This is a genomic window from Roseivivax sp. CAU 1761, from assembly GCF_054482755.1.
On record NZ_JBTLRM010000004.1, the window covers coordinates 94,191 to 113,314 of the forward strand.

Genomic DNA, 19,124 nt, shown 5'->3' on the forward strand with positions numbered 1-19,124 from the left:
CGCCGGGTCTGCCCGGTGCGGGTCAGTCGAGCTGCCAGTCGTCGTCGCTGGGCAATTCGCCGATCGCGAGCCAGGCCAGGCGCGCCCGCGCCACGCGGCTGTCGCTCCAGGTCCGGAACACCAGGTCGCAGCCGTCTGTGGCGATGGCCTCGGCCACCACTTCGGCGCGGATATTGGCTTCGCGGTCCATGTCCCAAAGCGACAGCGAGACGTGAACCGCCGGCGGCGCGCGGAAGGCGCGCGCGAAGCGCACCGCGCGGCGCCGCTCGCGCGGGCCCGCCCCGGTCCACATGGCGCCGCCCTCGGCAAATTCGGAAAACACCTCGACATCGCCCTGGTCGATGCCGATCAGATGGCTGCGCAGCGTCTTCATTCATCCCCCGCCCGTTTTGGCCGCGTCATGCCGGCGCGCGCCCCGGGAAAGCGGAACGATACAGGGCAGTTGCGGGTGACGCAAAGGAAACGCCCCGCCACGGGGGCGGGGCGTTGTCCAAAGACTTGTCCACAGGCGCGGCGCCGCCGGATCAGAGGTTCGGCTGTTTCTCCGACAGACCGATCCGGGAGCCCACGGCGACCATGTCGGCCAGGAGCTTGGCGGCATCGTCGACCGGGCCGGGCTCGTTGACGAAGGTCTCGCGGGCCTTGCGGTATTCGTCCTCGGCCTCGGTGACCAGGGATTCGTAGGTCGCCTGGTCCATGTCGGTGCGGTGGAAGGCGCGCTCGGCCAGAACCGTGACGCCTTCGCCCAGCTCCGCGAAGCCGCCGGTCACGACGTATTCCTCGGTGCCCTTCGCGGTCTCCACCACCATCACGCCGGGGCGCAGGGTGGTGATCAGCGGCGCGTGGTTGGGCATCGCCGTGAGATCGCCGTCCGCCCCCGGGATCATGACCGACAGCACCTCTTCCTTGAGAAGACGGCGCTCGGGGCTCACGAGGTCAAACTGCATGGTGTCAGCCATTGGGGCCTCCTTGAAGGCGGAGGGCCGAAGCCCCCGCAGGGTCACGGTCGATCAGGCGGCCTCGGAAGCGAGCTTCTCGGCCTTGGCCTTCACGTCCTCGATGCCGCCGACCATGTAGAAGGCCGCCTCGGGCAGGTGGTCGTATTCGCCGGCCACCACCGCCTTGAAGGAGGAGATGGTGTCCTCGAGCGGCACCTGGACGCCGTCCGAGCCGGTGAAGACCTTGGCCACGTCGAAGGGCTGCGACAGGAAGCGCTGAATCTTCCGGGCGCGGGCCACGGTCAGCTTGTCCTCTTCCGACAGTTCATCCATGCCGAGAATGGCGATGATGTCCTGCAGCGACTTGTAGCGCTGCAGGATGCCCTGCACGTCGCGCGCCACCTGGTAATGCTCCTCGCCGAGGATCGCCGGGTCCATCAGACGCGACGTCGAGTCGAGCGGGTCCACCGCCGGGTAGATGCCGAGCTCGGAGATCGCGCGCGACAGAACCGTGGTGGCGTCGAGGTGGGCGAAGGTGGTCGCCGGCGCCGGGTCGGTGAGGTCGTCCGCGGGCACGTAGACGGCCTGGATCGAGGTGATCGAGCCGGCCTTGGTCGAGGTAATGCGCTCCTGCATCGCGCCCATGTCGGTCGCGAGCGTCGGCTGGTAGCCCACCGCCGAGGGGATGCGGCCCAGAAGCGCCGACACCTCGGAGCCCGCCTGGGTGAAGCGGAAGATGTTGTCGACGAAGAACAGAACGTCGGTGCCGGACTGGTCGCGGAACTGCTCGGCCAGGGTCAGGCCGGTCAGCGCGACGCGGGCGCGGGCCCCCGGAGGCTCGTTCATCTGGCCGTAGACCAGCGCAACCTGGCTCTCGGACAGGTTGTCCGGCTTGATGACGTTCGACTCGACCATCTCGTGGTACAGGTCGTTGCCCTCGCGGGTCCGCTCGCCGACGCCGGCGAAGACCGAGAAGCCCGAGTGCACCTTGGCGATGTTGTTGATCAGTTCCATGATCAGAACCGTCTTGCCGACGCCGGCGCCGCCGAACAGGCCGATCTTGCCGCCCTTGGCGTAGGGCGCCAGCAGGTCGATCACCTTGATGCCGGTGACGAGGATTTCCGACTCGGTCGCCTGCTCGGCGAAGTTCGGCGCCTCGGCGTGGATCGGGCGGTATTCGTCGGCGGTGATCGCCTCGCCCTCGTCGACCGGCTCGCCGACGACGTTGAGGATGCGGCCGAGCGTGGCGTTGCCCACCGGCACCATGATCGGGCCGTCGGTGTCGACGACTTCCTGGCCGCGGACGAGACCTTCGGTCGCGTCCATGGCGATGGTGCGCACGGTGTTCTCGCCGAGGTGCTGGGCGACCTCGAGAACCAGCCGGCGGCCGTTGTTGTCGGTGGTGAGCGCGTTGAGGATCTCGGGAAGGTGATCGTCGAACTGCACGTCGACGACGGCGCCGATGACCTGCGTCACTCTGCCTTTCGCGTTTGCCATGTCTCTACTCCGGTACTTAGAGCGCCTCGGCGCCCGAGATAATTTCGATCAGCTCGTTGGTGATCACGGCCTGACGGGTGCGGTTGAACTCGATGGTCAGGTCGTCGATCATCTCGCCCGCGTTGCGGGTCGCGTTGTCCATCGCGGTCATCCGCGCGCCCTGTTCGGAGGCCGCGTTCTCGAGCAGCGCCGCGAAGATCTGCGTGGCGACGCCGCGCGGCAGCAGATCGGCGAGGATCTCCTCCTCGGAGGGCTCGTATTCGTAGAGCGTCGATCCGCCCTGCCCGTCGCTCTCCTCGGCGGTCTCGTAATGCGCCGGGATGATCTGCTGCGCGGTCGGGATCTGGCTGACCACGTTCTCGAAGCGCGAATAGAAGATCGTCGCGACGTCGAACTCGCCGCCGTCGAAGCGCTTCAGCACGTCCTTGGCGATCGCCTGCGCGTCGCCGTAGGACAGCCGCTTCACGTTCGACAGGTCGACGTGATCGACGAAATGCTCGCCGAGATCGCGCTTCAGGCTCTCGCGCCCCTTCTTGCCGACGGTGAGGATTTTCACCTCCTTGCCCTCGGCCTTGAGCTTGTTCGCGCGCTGCCGCGCGAGCTTGGCGATGTTGGTGTTGAAGCCGCCGCAGAGGCCACGCTCCGCGGTCAGCACCACCAGCAGATGGGTCTTGTCGGAACCGGTCCCGGCCAGCAGCCGGGGCCCGTTGGCGTTGTCGCCGGAGGAGGCGGCGAGCGCCCCCATCACGGCGTTGAACCGTTCGGTGTAAGGCCGCGCCTGTTCGGCGGCATCCTGGGCGCGACGGAGCTTGGCCGCCGCGACCATCTGCATGGCCTTGGTGATCTTCCGGGTCGATTTGACCGAGGAGATCCGGTTCTTCAGATCCTTGAGAGACGGCATGTCAGCTTATCCCTCCGGGCTCACGCGAAGTCCTTGGAGAACTCGTCCAGAACCGCCTTGATCTTGTCGGCGGCGTCGCCCTTCACCTTCGGGTCCTCGTTGGTGATCCAGTCGAGCAGGTCGCGGTGCTTGGTGCGCAGGTGCTGCAGCAGGCCCTTCTCGTAGCGGCCGACATCCTTGACCGCGATCTTGTCGAGATAGCCCTGGGTGCCGGCGAAGATGACGCAGACGATCTCGGCGTTGGTCAGCGGCGAGTATTGCGGCTGCTTCATCAGCTCGGTCAGGCGGGCACCGCGGTTCAGCTGGCGCTGGGTCGCGGCGTCGAGGTCGGAGCCGAACTGCGCGAAGGCGGCCATCTCGCGGTACTGCGCGAGCTCCAGCTTCACCGGGCCGGCGACCGACTTCATGGCGTTGGTCTGGGCCGAGGAGCCCACGCGGCTCACCGACAGACCGGTGTTCACGGCCGGACGGATGCCCTGGTAGAACAGGTCGGTCTCGAGGAAGATCTGGCCGTCGGTGATCGAGATCACGTTGGTCGGGATGAAGGCCGACACGTCGCCGCCCTGGGTCTCGATGATCGGCAGCGCGGTCAGCGAGCCGGCACCGTTGGCCTCGTTCAGCTTGGCCGAACGCTCGAGCAGCCGCGAATGGAGGTAGAAGACGTCGCCCGGATAGGCTTCACGCCCCGGCGGACGGCGCAGCAGCAGCGACATCTGGCGGTAGGCCACGGCCTGCTTGGACAGATCGTCGTAGATCATCAGGCCGTGCCGGCCGTTGTCGCGGAAGTATTCGCCCATCGCGGTCGCGGTGTAGGGGGCGAGGTACTGCATCGGCGCCGGGTCGGACGCGGTCGCGGCGACCACGATCGAGTATTCGATGGCGCCGGATTCCTCGAGCTTCTTCACCAGCTGCGCCACGGTGGAGCGCTTCTGGCCCACGGCGACGTAGACGCAGTAGAGCTTCTGGCTCTCGTTGTCGCCGGCGGCCTCGTTGTAGGACTTCTGGTTCAGCACGGTGTCGAGCGCCACGGCGGTCTTGCCGGTCTGGCGGTCGCCGATGATCAGCTCGCGCTGGCCGCGGCCGATCGGGATCATCGCGTCGATCGCCTTCAGGCCGGTGGCCATCGGCTCGTGCACCGACTTGCGCGGCATGATGCCCGGCGCCTTGACGTCGGCGACGCGGCGCTCGGCGGCGGCGATCGGACCCTTGCCGTCGATCGGGTTGCCGAGCGCGTCGACCACGCGGCCGAGCAGCGCGTCACCCACCGGCACGTCCACGATCGAGTTGGTGCGCTTGACGGTGTCGCCTTCGCGGATCTCGCGGTCGGAGCCGAAGATCACGACGCCGACGTTGTCGCTCTCGAGGTTGAGCGCCATGCCGCGGATGCCGCCGGGGAATTCGACCATCTCGCCGGCCTGCACGTTGTCGAGGCCGTAGACGCGGGCGATCCCGTCGCCGACCGACAGCACGCGACCCACTTCGGCCACCTCGGCTTCCTGGCCGAAGTTCTTGATCTGGTCCTTCAAGATCGCAGAAATCTCGGCTGCTTGGATACCCATTTATCCGACCTCTTTCATTGCATTCTGGAGGGAGAGGAGCTTCGAACGGATCGAGGTGTCGATCATCTTCGAGCCCACCTTCACGATGAGTCCGCCGATGAGCTTCTCGTCGACGGTGGTGTTCAGCTTGACGTCGCGGCCGACCTGGCCCTTCAGCGTCTCGGCGAGGCGGCGGCGCTGGTCGTCGGAGAGCTCGCTGGCCGACACCACGTCGGCGGCGATCTCGCCCTTCTCCTCGGCGATCATCTCGCGCAGCTGCGCGATCAGCGCCGGCACCACGAAGAGCCGCCGCTTGGAGCCCATCAGGCCCAGCGTGTTCTTCAGGGTCTCGAGCAGGCCCATCTTGTCGGCCACCGCCATGATCGCGCGCGACTGCGCCTCGCGCCCGTAGATCGGCGAATGGATCAGGTCGCGCAGATCGTCGCTGTCCTTGAGCGCCCGGTCCAGATCGTCGATGTCGGTTTCGAGCTTGTCGAGGCTGCCATCCTCCTTCGCGATCGCGAAGACGGCGGCAGCGTAACGCTCTGCGATGCCGGAGGAAATCGAAGCTGGTTCAGACACGTCCACCCTTCCGCTACTAGAGCCCCCGCGGCGCGGCCTGCTGGCCCGCCGGGAGGCGTCCCTCGTCGGCCCCGGTTTTGCCCATCCTGGCGGCCGGGGCGCCAAAATCAGCGCGGATGTAGCAGAGCCTCCCCCACCCCGCAACATGGCAAAGGGTTTTTAGATCCCGGCCCGAACCCCTTGTTTTGCGGTGCCGCGGTCGCCCCTGCGACCATCCGCGCAGGCCACGGGGCGGCCGCGCCTGGGTTTTTCCGCCGCTGCGCTGCGGCATGAGCCGTCGGGGCGGCGAATCCGCCGGCCGGGCCGCGGCGGCGGAGCGGCGCGGCCGGCTTCAGGCCGGCTTCAGGCCGGTTTCACCGCCGGTTTCGGGGCCAGCGCGCCGAGCGGCCGGCGCACCGCCTCGCCGACCCCGCGCCGGGTCGGCGGGTAGCGCTTGGAGGCATGCACCAGCACCACGCCGCCGGCCATCAGCGCCGGCACCGAACGTCCGATGCGTTCCCAGAACGGGCCGGTGCGCATCCAGAAGCGCCGCGTCGACGGCGGCTGGTAGAGCAGCGAGAGGTGGTGCTCGGGGATGAAGTCGTGGCGCTTGAGCTGTGCCTCGAGCTGGCCCAGCGAATAGGGCCGGCCATAGCCGAAGGGCGTGCGGTCGCTGCGCGCCCAGAGACCGGAGCGGTTCGGCACCACGAACAGGATCTCGCCGCCCGGCCCCAGCACGCGGTAGCATTCGTCGAGCAGCGCGCCGGCATTCTCCGAGGTCTCGAGCCCGTGCAACAGCACCAGGCGGTCGACCCGCCCGGTCTCCAGCGGCCAGGCGGTCTCGTCACACAGCACCGAGACGCTGGGCATCCCGGCCGGCCAGTGCATCACCCCCTGCGGGCCGGGCATCAGTCCGATCACCCGGCGCGCCTCGGACAGGAAGGGGCGCAGCAGCGGCACCGCGAAGCCGTAGCCCGCCACGGTCTGCCCGTGGGTATCGGACCAGAGCTGGCGAACCTCCGTGCGGATGATGCGTTGAGCCACGCGCCCGAGCGCGTTGCGATAATAGAAGTCCCGCAGGCTTGCCACGTCCAGATGCATTGCAGCGCCCCCGCCGAAGAGCCTAGCGTCGTTCCGACCCGACCTTAACCATGCAGGAGAAAATGGAAATGCCCCTGGAGCTCGTCACCCTGCCGGCGCTGTCCGACAACTACACCTTCCTGCTGCACGACCCGGAGAGCCGGGCCACCGCGGTCATCGACGTGCCCGAGGCGGCGCCGGTGATCGCCGAGCTGAAGCGCCGCGACTGGACGCTCTCGGAGATCTGGCTCACCCACCATCACGACGACCACGTCCAGGGCGTGGGCGAGCTGCTCGACTTCGCCCCGGCGCGGGTCACCGGGGCCGCCGCCGATGCCCACCGCCTGCCCGACCTCGACCGCGAGGTCCGCGACGGCGAGAGCTTCCCCTTCGGCGCCGAGGAGGTCTTCGTGATGGACGTCTCGGGCCACACCAAGGGTCACATCGCCTACCACCTGCCGAAGTCGCGCATCGCCTTCACCGGCGACAGCCTGATGGCGCTGGGATGCGGGCGCGTCTTCGAGGGCACGATGGAGCAGATGTGGGACAGCCTGCAGAAGTTCCTGCCGCTGCCGGGGGAGACGACGATCTGCTCGGGCCACGAATACACCGCCAAGAATGCCGAGTTCGCCCGCACCATTGAACCCGACAATTCCGCGCTTAAATCTCGTGCAGACGCAATCGCTGCGGCCCGTGACCGGGGCGAGCCGACGGTGCCCTCCCGCCTTTCCGACGAGTTGGCCACCAATCCTTTCCTACGGGCCGGGGACGAACCGGTGCGCCGCGCCCTTGGCATGATGGACGCCCCCGCGGCCGAGGTCTTCGCCGAGATCCGGCGCCGCAAGGACGCCTTCTGAGGCGGCGCCCATTTGAGCAACAGCGCCGCGCGGTCATGGTGACGTGAGCGCGCGCGGCGCAGAAAAAACTTGAAGCACCTTGCCAATCGACCGAACTTTAATTTCGAGAGGCAAAGCTGGAGCATCCGGCGCAGACAAGAGGAGCACCGCAACGTGCCTTCATTCTCGAACACCCTTGAGCAGGCCATCCACGCAGCGCTGGCGCTCGCGAATTCGCGCAGCCACGAATTCGCGACGCTGGAGCACCTGCTGCTGGCCCTCGTCGACGAACCGGACGCGGCACGGGTGATGAAGGCCTGTGACGTGGACACCGAGGAGCTGCGCACCACGCTGGTCGAGTTCATCGACGGCGACCTGTCGAATCTGGTCACCGACATCGAGGGGTCGGAGGCGGTTCCGACCGCCGCCTTCCAGCGGGTGATCCAGCGCGCCGCGATCCACGTCCAGTCCTCGGGCCGGACCGAGGTGACGGGCGCCAACGTGCTGGTCGCGATCTTCGCGGAACGCGAATCCAATGCCGCATATTTCCTGCAGGAACAGGAAATGACGCGCTATGATGCGGTCAACTTCATCGCGCATGGTGTCGCCAAGAACCCCGCCTTCGGGGAAAGCCGTCCCGTCCAGGGGGCGTCCGAGCCGGAGGAGGAAGCTCAGGCGACCGAAACCGCCTCTTCGGGCGACCAAAAGGAATCGGCCTTGGCGAAGTACTGTGTCGATCTCAACGCGAAGTCGCGCAAGGGCGACGTCGATCCGCTGATCGGGCGCGAGTCCGAGGTCGAGCGGTGCATCCAGGTCCTGTGCCGCCGGCGCAAGAACAACCCGCTGCTCGTCGGCGATCCCGGCGTCGGCAAGACCGCCATCGCCGAGGGCCTGGCGCGCAAGATCGTCAACGGCCAGACCCCGGACGTGCTGTCGGAGACCACGATCTTTTCGCTCGACATGGGCGCGCTTCTGGCCGGCACCCGCTACCGCGGCGATTTCGAGGAGCGGCTGAAGGCCGTCGTCAACGAGCTCGAGGAGCATCCCGACGCGGTGCTCTTCATCGACGAGATCCACACCGTGATCGGCGCCGGCGCCACCTCGGGCGGCGCGATGGACGCCTCCAACCTGCTCAAGCCGGCGCTGCAGGGCGGCCGCCTGCGCACCATGGGCTCCACCACCTACAAGGAGTTCCGCCAGCATTTCGAGAAGGACCGCGCGCTCTCCCGCCGGTTCCAGAAGATCGATGTCAACGAGCCCTCGGTCGAGGACACGGTGAAGATCCTCAAGGGCCTGAAGCCCTATTTCGAGGAGCATCACGACATCAAGTACACCGCCGACGCGATCAAGACCGCGGTGGAGCTCTCGGCGCGCTACATCAACGACCGCAAGCTGCCCGACAAGGCGATCGACGTGATCGACGAGGCCGGCGCGGCGCAGCACCTCTTGCCCGACAGCAAGAAGCGCAAGACCATCGGCGCGCGCGAGATCGAGGCCGTGGTGGCCAAGATCGCCCGCATCCCGCCCAAGAACGTCTCCAAGGACGATGCCGAGGTGCTGCGCGATCTCGAGGCCAGCCTGAAGCGCGTGGTCTTCGGCCAGGACCCGGCGATCGAGGCGCTGAGCTCGGCCATCAAGCTCGCCCGCGCGGGCCTGCGCGAGCCCGAGAAGCCGATCGGCAACTACCTCTTCGCCGGCCCCACCGGCGTCGGCAAGACCGAGGTGGCCAAGCAGCTCGCCGACGTGCTGGGCGTCGAGATGCTGCGCTTCGACATGTCGGAATACATGGAGAAACACGCCGTCTCGCGCCTGATCGGCGCGCCTCCGGGCTATGTCGGCTTCGACCAGGGCGGCCAGCTCACCGACGGCGTCGACCAGCACCCGCATTGCGTGCTGCTGCTCGACGAGATCGAGAAGGCGCATCCGGATGTCTACAACATCCTGCTGCAGGTGATGGATCACGGCACGCTCACCGACCATAACGGCCGGACGGTGGATTTCCGCAACGTGATCTTGATCATGACCTCGAACGCCGGCGCCCAGGAGCAGGCCAAGGCGGCGATCGGCTTCGGCCGCGACCGCCGCGAGGGCGAGGACACGGCGGCGATCGAGCGCACCTTCACGCCGGAATTCCGCAACCGGCTCGACGCGGTGATCTCGTTCAAGCCGCTGCCCAAGGAGGTCATCCTACAGGTGGTCGAGAAGTTCGTCCTGCAGCTCGAGGCGCAGCTTCTGGACCGCGGCGTGTCGATCGAATTGTCGAAGCCGGCCGCCGAATGGCTGGCCAACGAGGGCTACGACGACAAGATGGGCGCCCGCCCGCTGGGCCGGGTGATCCAGGAGAACATCAAGAAGCCGCTGGCCGAGGAACTGCTCTTCGGCAAGCTGCAGAAGGGCGGCGTGGTCCGGGTCGGCCTCAAGGACGGCAAGCTCGACCTCGAGCTGTCCGGCCCGGAGAAGCGCCAGCTCTCCTCCCGGCGTCCGCCCCTGCTGACCGCCGAGTGAGGCGCCGGGCCGCCTTCGGCCTTGCCCTGATCGCCCCCACCGCGCCCGTAGCGGCGGCGGCCGATCTGTTCACGCTGCCGCTCGACTGCACCATCGGCGAGACCTGCGTGATCGAGGAGTACATGGATGCCCGCCCGGGCCCCGGGGTCGCCGATTACGCCTGCGGGCTGAAGGCGCGCGACGATCACGGCGGTATCGATTTCGCCCTTCCCTCCTTCGAGGCGATGGAGCGCGGCGTGGCGGTGCTCGCCGCCGCCCCGGGCCGCGTGCGCGCGGTGCGCGACGGGGTGGACGACCGCCCGCTTGCCGCCGGCGGCGAGGGCGCGCTGGACGGCAAGGATTGCGGCAACGCGGTCCGCATCGCGCACGAGGACGGCTTCGAGACGCTCTATTGCCACATGCGCTTGGGCTCGGTCGCGGTCTTGCCGGGCCAGGAGGTCAAGCGCGGGGCACGGCTGGGCCTCGTCGGGCTGTCCGGGCGCACCAACTACCCCCACCTGCACTTCACCGTGCTGAATGGCGGCGCCGAGGTCGACCCCTTCGCCCCGGCCGCCGAGGAGGGCTGCGACGGCGCCGGTGCGGCCGCCGACTCGCTCTGGCAGGCGCCGCCGATCTACAGCCGCACCGGTCTCTACACTGCGGGGTTCTCCGACGCAGTGCCCGACCTCGCCGAGGTGCGCTCGGGCGCGGCCCGCATCGCCGCCGCCGGCCGCGAGGCGCCGCTGGTGCTCTACGGCTATGCCTTCCACCCCGAGGCCGGCGACGTGCTGCATTTCGAGGCGGCCGGCCCCGGCGGCCCGATCTTCGACACCGAGATGGTGCTCGACGACGTGCAGGCCGAGATCTTCCGCGCCTTCGGCCGCCGCGCCCCGCCCGGCGGCTGGGCGCCCGGCGCCTATCGCGGCTACGTGCGCTACCACCGCGACGGCCGCCTGCTGGCGGTGCGTCACGCCGACGTCACCGTCGAGTGAGCCTCACTTCTCGGTCAGCTTGAGCTCGATACGGCGGTTCTGCGCCCGCGCCTCGGCGCTGTCCGCGGGATCGACCGGATGGTACTGGCCGAAGCCGTTGGCGGCGAGCCGTCCCGGCGGGATGCCCAGCGCCTCGATCATGTAGCGCACCACCGACAAGGCCCGGGCCTGGCTGAGCTCCCAGTTGTCGGCAAAGCGCGCGCCGGGCCGCACCGGGATGTCGTCGGTATGGCCGTCGACACGGATCACCCAGTCGATGCTGGGCGGGATGTCGTCGGCGACGCTCTTGAGGATGGTGGCGACCTTGGCGATCTCTTCGCGGCCCTGCACCGAGAGCCGGGAATCGCCGGTGGCGAACAGCACCTCCGAGGAGAACACGAAGCGATCGCCCTCGATGCGCACGCCCTCCGTGTTGCCCAGGATCTCGCGCAGGCGGCCGAAGAATTCCGAGCGGTAGCGCTTGAGATCGCGCGCCTCGGCCTCGAGCCGGCGGCGCTCAGCCTCCTCGAGCTGGCGCCGGCGGCGTTCCTCGGCGGCGGCGCGGGCCAGCGCCTGGTTGAGATCGCGGCCCAGCGCCTCGAGCTGGACCTGGGCCTCGGCATCGCTGTCGCGCGCCGCGTCGAGCAGGCCCTGCAGCTGCGACAGCTGCGTGCGCAGCGCCGCGACCTGCTGGTTCAGCAGCTCGCTCTGCTTCTGCGCGGCGCTGGCGCGCGCGCTTTCGCTCTGCAACTCGTCGCGCGCCGCGGCCAGCAGCGCGGCGCGGGTCTCGGCCCGGCTCATCGCCTCCTCGGCCTCGGCCTCGGCGGCGCTGCGGGCGGCCAGGGCCGCCACCAGCCGCTCGCGCACCTCTTCGGCGTCGAGCGCGGTGTCCTCTTGCGCCGCCACCGCGGCGGCGAGACGGCGCGCCAGCTCCTCTGCCCGGCGCCGCCGCTCGGCGGCCTCCGCGCGGGCCTCGGCGAGCGCCGCGCGCAGCGTCTCGACGGTCTCGGACTGCGCCTCGGCCCCCTCTTCGGCCGCCGACAGCGCCGAACGCAGGCCCGCCGTCTCCGCGCGCAGCGCGGCGAGGTCGGATTCCAGCTGCGCGGCCGCCGCGGCGCGGTCCTCGGCCGCGGCAAGATCGTCGCGCAGCTCGGCCAGCGCGGTCTCCAGGCTGCCCGCGCTCTGCATCTGGGCGGCCAGCGCCTCCTCGGCCTCGCGCTCGGCCAGCAGCGCCTCGGCCAGCCGGGCGTTCAGGTCGGCCTCGGCCGAGCGCGCCGCGGCCAGCAGCGTCAGGGTGTCCTCCGCCTCGGCGCGCTGTTCCTCGAGCGTCAGCGTCATCGCGGTGAGCTCGGCATCGGCCGCCTCGAGCCGGGCGCGCAGCGCCGCCGCAGCCTCCGCCTCCACCAGCCGCGCCGCCTCCTCGGCCGAGAGCGCCTCGCTCAACTCCGCCACCCGGCCCTCCAGCGCCGTGGCGGTTTCCGCCGCCGCCGCGTTGCGGCTCTGCAGATCGGCCACCAGCGCCTCCAGCGCCTCGCGCCGGGCCGCCGCCAGCCGGGCCGCCTCGGCCCCGGCATCGATCTCGGCGCGGGCCGAGGCCAGCGCGGTCTCCAGCGCGTCGCGCTCGGCGCCCAGCGCGTCCCGGTCGGCGCTCAGCGCGTCGCGCTCGGCGCTCAGATCGGCGATTCGGCCCTCGGCGTCGCGGCGCGCCGCCAGCAGCCCGGCCACCTGCTCCTCGAAGGAGGCGATGCGCCGCTCGGCCTCGGCCAGTTCCTCGGTGCGCGCGTCGCGGGCCGCGGTCAGGCTCTCGATGATGCCCTGCTGTTCGGCGATGCGCGTGGCGCTGTCGTCGAGCGTCGCGGTGAGCTCGCCCAGCCGGGTGGTCAGGTCGCGGTTGCGCCGCTCCTCCAGCCCCAGCGCCCCGGCCAGCTCGGCAATCTCGGCCGAGAGCCGGTCGAGCCGGCTCTCCTGCCCGGTGATGGTCTCGCGCAGCACGAACTGGATGACCATGAAGATGGTCAGCACGAACATCAGCACCAGCAGGAGCCCGGTCATGGCGTCGACGAAGCCGGGCCAGATCGAGCTTTGCAGGCGGTTGCGGCTGCGGCGCGCCAGCGCCATGACCTAGCCCTCCCGCGTCTGCTTGGCCTGGAAGCGCTGCGGCCGCCCGCCCGGCGCCGCGGCGACGCTCTGCCGCCCGACCTGCCCCAGCGTGCGGTTCAGCGCCGACAGCTCGGTGCGCAGCTCGGCCATGCTCTCCTGCCGGCCGGCGGCGATCTCCTCGAGCAGGCGCAGCATCTGCACGTCGATGGAGCGCAGCCGCATCCGGCTCTCGGCGTCGAGCCCGGTCTCGGTCTCGCGATGCGCCAGCGTGTCGACCAGCCGCTCCTGGCCCTCGGCGATCCGGGTCAGCGCCGAGGTCGGCAGCGCGGTGGCCTCCATGCGCTCGGTCATCCGCTCGATGGAATCGGCGAGCTGGCCGAGCCGCGCCTCGATCTCGGTGCGGGCCTCCTCGGAACGGACATAGAGATCCTGCAGCCCCTCGAGCTGGTCGGCCACCTGTTCCAGCGCCACCGCGGCGCCGGCCAGTTCGCCGCCCCCCTCGCCCTCGCCCGAGGACAGGCCGATGCGGGTGATCGAGGACAGCCATTCCTCGAGCTCGCGGTAGAAGCGGTTCTGGCCATGCGCGGCGAAGAGCTCCAGCAGCCCGACGATCAGCGACCCGGCAAGCCCCAGGAGCGACGAGGCGAAGGCCACGCCCATGCCGCCGAGCTGGCTTTCCAGCCCGTTCATCAGGCGCGCGAAGACCTCGGTGCCGCTCTCGCCCTCCTCGGGCACCAGGCTGCGGATCGTGTCGACCAGCGCCGGCACCGTGGTGGCGAGGCCGTAGAAGGTGCCGAGCAGGCCGAGGAAGATCAGCAGCGAGACGATGTAGCGGGTGATCTCGCGCGCCTCGTCGATGCGCTGGGCCACCGAATCGAGGATCGACCGGGTCGAGGTGGTGGTGATCTGCATGCGCTGCCCGCGCGAACGCAGCAGCGTCGCCAGCGGCGCCAGCAATTGCGGCGCCCGGCCCGCCGGCGCCGCCCGGCCGCGGCTGGCGAAGCTCTCGATCCAGCGCACCGAGTTGATCAGCTGCGCCACCTGCCAGAAGCAGGCCAGCACGCCGATGAAGAAGACGAAGAGGATGAAGCCGTTCAGGTAGGGGTTGGCCTCGAAGACCGGCAGCACCCGCGGCAGCGCCATGAAGGCGCCGCTGCCCGACAGCGCGAGCACCGCCACCATCATGAAGGTCTGGCGGATCGGCTGGGAGAAATGCGGCTCGGCCTCGAGGTCCGACTGATCCATCCGGACCGCTCCTGAACGCTGTGTCGCTGTTACGTTTCGCCGCCGACCCTATTGCGTCTGCCCGGTGGCGCCAAGCGGTTCGGCGCCGATCGCGCGCACCCGGTCGGCGAGCCATTGCAGTTCCGCATCGGGAATGCCCAGCTCAGCCAGATGTTGCACCGTATTGTGCAGATACTCGGTATTGGGGCCGCGGCCGCCGACCGCGCGGGCGATGATGCGGGCCTGTTCCTCGAGCGGCAGGTGGCAATATTGCACGTGATGCGGGTCGATGACGTAGGTCACCGCCTCGATCTCGCGGCCGTCATGCAGCCGGAGGGCCAGCCGCTTCTCAAGATAGGCCGAAGAGACCAGTTCGCGCTCGCGCAGATAGGCCAGCACGGCGTCCTCCGTGCCGGGCCGCGCCGCCAGCGCCAGGCCGTCGCACCAGGCGCCGTGCTCCTCGTCGAGCGCCAGCACCAGCCCCGGCACCGCATCGGTGCCGCGGTGATGGATCGAGCGCATGCAGAAGCTGCGCCGGTAATCGTGCAGCCGCGCGAATTGCCGCTCGGCCACCTCGAAGCCCGGGTTCCACAGCAGCGAGCCGTATCCGAATACCCACAGGGTCATGCTTCTGGTCCTTCCCTCGCGCCCGGGATAAACACCATCGCGCGCCGGGATTGAAGGGGCTGCCCATGAAGCGACTGCTGTTGGTCATCGTTGCCGCCGCCCTGCTCTATTCGGGCTACTGGCTATGGCAGGCCCGGGCCACCCGCGCGGCGCTGGAGGACTGGCTGGCCGCCACGCCCGGCGTCACCGCCTCCGAGATCGCGGTGCGGGGCTTTCCCAGCCGGGTCGACGTGACGTTCGAGGATCTGCGCATCACCGATGCCGCCTCCGGCACCAATTGGCACCTGCCCTTCCTGCAGGTCTTCCGCTTGGTCTACGATCCGTCGCATTACATCCTGGCCCTGCCCGAGCGGCTGACCGCCGAAAGCCCCGGCGACCGGGTCGCGGTCGAGAGCCGCGCCGTGCGCGCCAGCCTGGTGCTGGGCGAGGCCGGCCGCCTCGCCCGCCTGCACTTTGAGGCCACGACGCTCACGGTGAGCTCGGAGCGGCAGGGCCGGCTCGACCTGCGCGACCTGCGTGGCGCGCTCGACGCGCTGGCGGCGGAGCCGCCGCGCTACGGCCTCGCCGTGGCGGCGGAGATCGCCGAAGCGAGCGGCGGCGACGCGGAAGCGCCCGCGACCGCCGGCGAGGGGCTGACCCTGCGCGCCACGCTGGAGACCGCGGCGCCGCTCGCCCCCGGCGCCGCGCTGCCGCCCCTGACCCGCATCGAGCTGGCGCTGGCCGAGGCGGCGCTCGACGGCGCCCGGCTGCGGCTCGAGGGCGATGCCGAGGTCGATGGCGGCGGCGGCCTCGACGGCGATCTCGATCTCGAGGCGCGGAACTGGCCGGCGCTGCTCGATGCCGCGCAGGCGCGCGGCACGGTGACCGAGGGCGCGGCCGAGGGGCTGCGCGCGCTGCTCGGCCTGATCGCCGCCTTCCGCGGCGATGCCGACACGCTCGAGGTCGGGCTGCGGCTCGACGACAGCCGGGTCTATCTCGGCCCCTTCCCGCTGGGCGAGCTGCCGCGCCTGCCGGAGCGCGACTGAAGCCCTGCAAGGCCGGGCTCCGCCGCCCCCGCCGCCGGCCCGGGTTGCGCCCGGCGCCCGCCCGCGGAACAGTGCCGCGCGTGTTCCAGCGGAGACTGCCGATGACCGACGCCCTGCGCCACCGCCTGCTGGCGAAACGCGACGACCTCGTGGCGCTGACCCAGGCGCTGATCCGCATCCCGACGCGCAACCCCCCGGGCGAGAACTACGCCGAGATCTGCGGCCTTCTCGACACCCGGCTGGCGGCGCGCGGCTTTGCCTGCGACCGCCTCCGGGCCGAGGGCGCGCCGGGCGATTCGGAACGCTTTCCGCGCTGGAACCTGGTGGCCCGGATCGAGGGCGCGCGCCCGGGGCCCTGCGTGCATTTCAACGGCCATACCGACGTCGTCACGGTGGGCGAGGGCTGGACCCGCGACCCGTTCGGCGCGGCGCTCGAGGGCGACCGCATCTACGGCCGCGGCGCCTGCGACATGAAGGGCGGGCTGGCCGCCGCCATCGTCGCCGCCGAGGCCTTTCTCGAGGAGCATCCCGATTTCGCCGGCGCGATCGAGATCAGCGCCACCGCGGACGAGGAATCGGGCGGCTATGGCGGCGTCGCGCATCTCGCCCGGCAGGGTCTCTTCGCGCCGGGCCGGGTCGATCACGTGATCATCCCCGAACCGCTCGGCAAGGACCGCATCTGCCTCGGCCACCGCGGCGGCTGGTGGGCCGAGATCGAGACCCGCGGCCGCATCGCGCATGGCTCGATGCCGTTCCTCGGCGATTGCGCGGTGCGCCACATGGGCGCCGTGCTCGACGCCTTCGAGACCGAGCTCTTCCCGGCGCTCGCGGCCCGGCGCACCGAGATGCCGGTGATCCCCGACGGCGCGCGCTCCTCGACCATGAACATCAACGCCATCCATGGCGGCGAGCCCGAGCGCGCCCCCGGCGACAGCGCGCTGCCGGCGCACAACGTGCCCGACCGCTGCCGCATCCAGATCGACCGCCGCTTCCTGATGGAGGAGAAGGTGGAGGCCGTCGAGGGCGAGATCGCGGCGCTGCTCGAACGCGTCAAGGCGGCGCGGCCGGGCTTCGACTACCGGATCCGCGAACTCAACCGGGTGCTGCCCTCGATGACCGCCGAGGACGCGCCGGTGGTCACCGCCCTGCGCGCCGCCATGGCCGACGTGACCGGAAGCGCGCCGGGCTTCGTGGCCTCGCCCGGGAGCTACGACCAGAAGCATATCGACCGCATCGGCCAGCTGAAGAACTGCGTGGCCTACGGGCCGGGCATCCTGGAACTGGCGCACCAGCCCGACGAATGGATCTCGGTCACCGACATGCTCGACAGCGCCCAGGTCATGGCGCGCCTGCTGGAACGCCTGCTGCTCCCCTGACGCCCCAACCCGCGCCCGGGCGTATCCGGCCGCCCCGCCGCGCCGCCCCCTTCTTCTGAGCAAAAATATCCCGGGGAGCGGGAGGTCCCCTCCCCTCCCTCCGCGCTCTCCGCCCGCCCCCGCCGGGACCCCGCCCGACCCCAGGCCGGCCCGCGCCGCCCCGGTCAGCCCGCCGCGATATTGTCGATCAGCCGCACCCCGCCGATCCAGGCCGCGGCGAAGAGCCGGGCGCCGGGCGCCGGGCGCTCCAGCAGCCGCAGATCGTCGCCGGCGCGCAGTTCGAGATACTCGATCTCTGCGAAGCCCGCGGCGCGGAGCCGCTCCGCCGCCGCCCGGCAGAGCGCGCCGGCCGCGCCGCCCGCCGCCAGGTCGCGGACGATCCCCTCCATCTCGCGGTGCAGCGCCGGCGCGGCGCGCCGCGCGGCGGCGTCGAGCCGGCGGTTGCGCGAGGACAGGGCCAGCCCGTCGGGTTCGCGCACGGTGGGGCAGCCCACCACCGCGACGCCGAGATCGAGATCGGCCGCCATGCGGCGCACCACCTGCAATTGCTGGTAATCCTTCTCGCCGAAATAGGCGCGATCCGCCCCGGTCTGGCGGAAGAGCTTGGCGACGATGGTGGCCACGCCCTCGAAATGGCCGGGGCGGTGGGCGCCGCAGAGCACCTCGGTGAGGCCCGCCACCGCCACCGTGGTGGCGAAGCCCTCGGGGTAGATCTCGCCCGGATCCGGGGCGTAGAGCGCGTCGATGCCGAAGGGCGTCAGGAGCCGCGCATCGTCCTCCTCGGTGCGGGGATAATTGGCCAGGTCCTCGGGCGAGTTGAACTGCCGCGGGTTGACGAAGAGCGTGACGATCACCCGGTCGCAATCGGCGCGGGCGCGCTCGACGAGGCTCAGATGGCCCTCGTGCAGCGCCCCCATGGTGGGCACCACGCCGATCCGCGCGCCGGCGCGGCGCCACTCCGCGATCCGCGCCGCGAGATCGGCCCTGCGCCGGACGATCGGCGGCCGCGGCGCGGTCATGCCCCCTCCCCCGGCCGGCCGGCCGGCGGCGCCCCGGCGCCCGACCCCGTCTGGGGTGCGGCATCGGCAAAGACGTGCTCCGGCCCGGGGAAGCGCCGCGCCCGGACCTCCTCGGCATAGGCCGCGATGGCGGCCTCGGCGCGCTGCCCCAGATCGGCGTAGCGCTTGACGAATTTCGGCTTGAAGGCGGTGAAGAGCCCGAGCATGTCGTCGACCACCAGCACCTGCCCGTCGCAGCCCGCCGAGGCGCCGATGCCGATGGTCGGGATGGCGATCTCGGCGGTGATGCGGTCCGACAGGCCCTCGGGCGTCTTCTCCAGCACCACCGCGAAGGCGCCGGCCTCGGCCACCGCGCGGGCATCGGCGAGCAGCCTGTCGCCGGCTGCGCCGCGGCCCTGCACCTTGTAGCCGCCCAGCGTGTTGATCGATTGCGGGGTGAGTCCGATATGGGCCATCACCGGCACGCCGCGGGCGACGAGAAAGCGGATGGTCTCGGCCATGGCCACGCCGCCCTCGAGCTTGATCGCCGCGGCGCCGGTCTCGGCCATCAGCCGGGCGGCGTTGCGGAAGGCCTGGGCCGGGCTCTCCTCGTAGCTGCCGAAGGGCATGTCGACCACCATCATGGCGCGGGAGAGCCCGCGGCGCACCGCCTGGCCGTGCAGGATCATCATCTCCATGGTCACGCCCAGCGTCGAGGGCAGCCCGTGCAGCACCATGCCGACGCTGTCGCCGACCAGCACGAAATCGCACTGCGCGTCCATCGCCTGCGCCATCGGCGTCGTGTAGGCGGTCAGGCTGACGATCGGCCGGCCGCCCTTCATCGCCCGGATGTCGTCCGGCATCGGTGCGGTCTTCTGTGCGGTCGCGCTCATCCTGGCCCCCTCGCTCCGTCGCGGCCGGGTCATAGCAGACCGGCGCGGCGCCGCACAGGGGCCGATCGCCGCAAC

Annotated in this window: 17 protein-coding genes; 5 read left to right on the top strand and 12 right to left on the bottom strand. The window is 70.5% G+C overall.

Annotated elements, in window-relative coordinates:
• Window positions 1-22: 22 nt before the first annotated feature.
• The 7 genes from ACXYMW_RS04325 to ACXYMW_RS04355 all read right to left on the bottom strand — a co-directional run bounded on the left by ACXYMW_RS04325 (window position 23) and on the right by ACXYMW_RS04355 (window position 6,536).
• Window positions 23-373, bottom strand: a complete 351-nt coding sequence (locus tag ACXYMW_RS04325; protein ID WP_459034066.1) for an H-type lectin domain-containing protein — start codon at window positions 371-373, stop codon at window positions 23-25.
• Between the two features lie 151 nt (window positions 374-524).
• Complete coding sequence (locus tag ACXYMW_RS04330; protein WP_459034067.1) at window positions 525-959, bottom strand: F0F1 ATP synthase subunit epsilon; 435 nt, start codon at window positions 957-959, stop codon at window positions 525-527.
• A gap of 51 nt (window positions 960-1,010) precedes the next feature.
• Entirely contained in the window at window positions 1,011-2,435 is a 1,425-nt protein-coding gene (gene atpD / locus ACXYMW_RS04335) for a F0F1 ATP synthase subunit beta (protein WP_459034068.1), read from the bottom strand.
• A 16-nt stretch (window positions 2,436-2,451) separates the two neighbouring features.
• Window positions 2,452-3,336 (bottom strand): F0F1 ATP synthase subunit gamma, encoded by an 885-nt coding sequence (locus tag ACXYMW_RS04340; protein WP_459034069.1) that lies wholly within the window; start codon window positions 3,334-3,336, stop codon window positions 2,452-2,454.
• 20 nt (window positions 3,337-3,356) lie between these two features.
• Window positions 3,357-4,895, bottom strand: coding sequence for a F0F1 ATP synthase subunit alpha (gene atpA / locus ACXYMW_RS04345; RefSeq protein ID WP_459034070.1), 1,539 nt, complete (start codon window positions 4,893-4,895; stop codon window positions 3,357-3,359).
• Complete coding sequence (locus ACXYMW_RS04350) at window positions 4,896-5,462, bottom strand: F0F1 ATP synthase subunit delta (protein ID WP_459034071.1); 567 nt, start codon at window positions 5,460-5,462, stop codon at window positions 4,896-4,898.
• A 336-nt stretch (window positions 5,463-5,798) separates the two neighbouring features.
• Window positions 5,799-6,536: a methyltransferase domain-containing protein gene (locus ACXYMW_RS04355; protein ID WP_459034072.1), complete on the bottom strand. Its 738-nt coding sequence runs from the start codon at window positions 6,534-6,536 to the stop codon at window positions 5,799-5,801.
• Window positions 6,537-6,604: 68 nt separating this feature from the next.
• Here ACXYMW_RS04355 and gloB point away from each other — a divergent pair, with 68 nt between their 5' ends.
• The 3 genes from gloB to ACXYMW_RS04370 all read left to right on the top strand — a co-directional run bounded on the left by gloB (window position 6,605) and on the right by ACXYMW_RS04370 (window position 10,827).
• Window positions 6,605-7,372 carry a hydroxyacylglutathione hydrolase gene (gene gloB / locus ACXYMW_RS04360; protein ID WP_459034151.1) on the top strand — a complete coding sequence of 256 codons (768 nt, stop codon included), beginning with the start codon at window positions 6,605-6,607 and terminating at the stop codon, window positions 7,370-7,372.
• Between the two features lie 153 nt (window positions 7,373-7,525).
• On the top strand, window positions 7,526-9,856 hold the full coding sequence (clpA, locus tag ACXYMW_RS04365; RefSeq protein WP_459034073.1) for an ATP-dependent Clp protease ATP-binding subunit ClpA: 2,331 nt from the start codon (window positions 7,526-7,528) through the stop codon (window positions 9,854-9,856).
• Window positions 9,853-10,827, top strand: a complete 975-nt coding sequence (locus tag ACXYMW_RS04370) for a M23 family metallopeptidase (RefSeq protein ID WP_459034074.1) — start codon at window positions 9,853-9,855, stop codon at window positions 10,825-10,827. Before clpA ends, ACXYMW_RS04370 begins: the two co-directional genes overlap by 4 nt.
• Window positions 10,828-10,830: 3 nt before the next feature.
• Here the strand turns inward: ACXYMW_RS04370 and ACXYMW_RS04375 are convergent, their stop codons facing one another.
• Genes ACXYMW_RS04375 through ACXYMW_RS04385 form a run of 3 tightly spaced genes read right to left on the bottom strand, consistent with a single transcriptional unit; the run spans window position 10,831 to window position 14,757 of the window.
• Window positions 10,831-12,924, bottom strand: coding sequence for a peptidoglycan -binding protein (locus tag ACXYMW_RS04375; protein WP_459034075.1), 2,094 nt, complete (start codon window positions 12,922-12,924; stop codon window positions 10,831-10,833).
• Between the two features lie 3 nt (window positions 12,925-12,927).
• Window positions 12,928-14,151, bottom strand: a complete 1,224-nt coding sequence (locus ACXYMW_RS04380) for a biopolymer transporter ExbB (RefSeq protein ID WP_459034076.1) — start codon at window positions 14,149-14,151, stop codon at window positions 12,928-12,930.
• Window positions 14,152-14,199: 48 nt separating this feature from the next.
• A complete protein-coding gene (locus tag ACXYMW_RS04385) occupies window positions 14,200-14,757 on the bottom strand; it encodes a gamma-glutamylcyclotransferase (protein ID WP_459034077.1) in 558 nt (185 codons plus the stop codon).
• 65 nt (window positions 14,758-14,822) lie between these two features.
• Between ACXYMW_RS04385 and ACXYMW_RS04390 the strand changes: the two genes are divergently transcribed.
• Entirely contained in the window at window positions 14,823-15,782 is a 960-nt protein-coding gene (locus ACXYMW_RS04390; protein ID WP_459034078.1) for a DUF2125 domain-containing protein, read from the top strand.
• 101 nt (window positions 15,783-15,883) lie between these two features.
• Window positions 15,884-17,158 carry an acetylornithine deacetylase/succinyl-diaminopimelate desuccinylase family protein gene (locus tag ACXYMW_RS04395; protein WP_459034079.1) on the top strand — a complete coding sequence of 425 codons (1,275 nt, stop codon included), beginning with the start codon at window positions 15,884-15,886 and terminating at the stop codon, window positions 17,156-17,158.
• Window positions 17,159-17,322: 164 nt separating this feature from the next.
• Here ACXYMW_RS04395 and panC read toward each other — a convergent pair whose 3' ends face one another.
• Together panC and panB are read right to left on the bottom strand one after the other, a co-directional pair.
• Window positions 17,323-18,177: a pantoate--beta-alanine ligase gene (panC, locus tag ACXYMW_RS04400; protein ID WP_459034080.1), complete on the bottom strand. Its 855-nt coding sequence runs from the start codon at window positions 18,175-18,177 to the stop codon at window positions 17,323-17,325.
• Window positions 18,174-19,049 carry a 3-methyl-2-oxobutanoate hydroxymethyltransferase gene (gene panB, locus ACXYMW_RS04405; RefSeq protein WP_459034081.1) on the bottom strand — a complete coding sequence of 292 codons (876 nt, stop codon included), beginning with the start codon at window positions 19,047-19,049 and terminating at the stop codon, window positions 18,174-18,176. The genes panC and panB overlap by 4 nt, the downstream gene beginning before the upstream one ends.
• Between the last annotated feature and the right edge of the window lie 75 nt (window positions 19,050-19,124).